General features: G+C 31.8%; 1 protein-coding gene and 1 pseudogene. One reads left to right on the forward strand and one right to left on the reverse strand.

Annotated elements, in window-relative coordinates:
- Positions 1-722 precede the first annotated feature (722 nt).
- Complete coding sequence (locus AQ981_RS28340) at positions 723-1079, forward strand: LuxR C-terminal-related transcriptional regulator (protein WP_249226395.1); 357 nt, start codon at positions 723-725, stop codon at positions 1077-1079.
- Here AQ981_RS28340 and AQ981_RS25250 read toward each other — a convergent pair.
- A pseudogene (locus AQ981_RS25250) lies at positions 1063-1275 on the reverse strand (Tn3 family transposase); the annotation flags it as partial. The gene AQ981_RS28340 and the pseudogene AQ981_RS25250 sit on opposite strands and share 17 nt — an antisense overlap.
- Between the last annotated feature and the right edge of the window lie 84 nt (positions 1276-1359).

A 1359-nucleotide genomic window follows, 5' to 3' on the forward strand; every position in this document is an offset into this window, starting at 1 on the left:
AGTCCGGTTAGTGATTTGTTTTGATTTGGCGATTGATCAGATCGCACAATCCGAGCAGAGTTCCCTTTAAGTGATCTACTTTTGCATATTCATTAGGAATTTTGACAAATTCAAAACATGACAAAAAATAGACTTTATATATCAATAAATTCCTGTATAAAAAAATAAGATTTTTCATTATGCCTTTATTTGAACAAATATCATTTGATTTCTTAACAAAAAATGAGATAATTCCTAACCGTTTCAAATATAAAATTGAAAACATAACTCACTGTATTTATTGTTAAAAATCACACAAAACCATTAAATAAAAAGAAAAATATAACTTAAAAAACGATATCTTTTATGTAAAAAAGGAATGAGGAATGAAAGAAAATAACAAAACATCTTTAAATATTAAATTTGAAACAGATAATAACTATTTTTCAACTGGAGTTTTACATTTAATTTCAGAGTTATTCCATGATGAATTTAAGCATCATTTCAATATTAATATTGTAAGTGAATCGACTTCAGCAGATTTAATATTTAGTATAAGAAGCCCTGGAGAAAAAGCCTTCGACTGGGTTGATTGCCATTATTTCAAAAACTCTAATGACTATAAGTTTGAACAGCTACGTACGAAACGCATAACAATATACAATCATAAACAATATCAAAAAAACACAATTAAATGCCCAGTGGAAAATGGCATTCTTAGTTTACAAGATCCAATAATTATAATGCGTCAAAAATTACAAAAAATTATTTTTGATGGAGAGCAACATGGACCACCAGACTTCCAAAATATAAATTGTGGGAAATGTATAGGTGAACATAACTTATCAATAAAGGAAAAAATAATATCAGGTTATTTATATAAAGGTTTTTGCACAACAGAAATAGCAAATAAAATGCGTGTTAGCTCTAAATTAATTTGTAATTACCGGAGGGCAATTAAGCAGAAATTAGATATTAGAAACCATTCTGACTTTATTTTATGGTTAAAAACGAGAACAGTGTCAGAAAATTATTCATATCTAACAGATTGTGATGAAGATCAGAAAAAGAATAATAGTGATTATAGCTCCCTATGTTGATGCTGTGCATGTCTCCGGTAATGGCCCTAGGCTTCACGGCTGAAGTGTTGCGGTACCAGATATCAAAGACATGGTGGCCTTCGTAGTCGTTTGTGTCAATCAGGTATCCGTTAATTGGGATGTGGTGACACAGCAGCGTGTAAGCCACCATGCCTTTACCGCGACCAAAATAAGTAGGTATCCACGAATGTCTGCTGATAAATACGTCCAACACCTTTCAGGTTTCCCACGTAGAACGAGTCCTGAGAGCCCAGATTGAATCGCCACGGATAATCTAGAC

It is taken from the genome of Entomohabitans teleogrylli, assembly GCF_001484765.1.
Taxonomy (GTDB): Bacteria; Pseudomonadota; Gammaproteobacteria; order Enterobacterales; family Enterobacteriaceae; genus Entomohabitans; species Entomohabitans teleogrylli.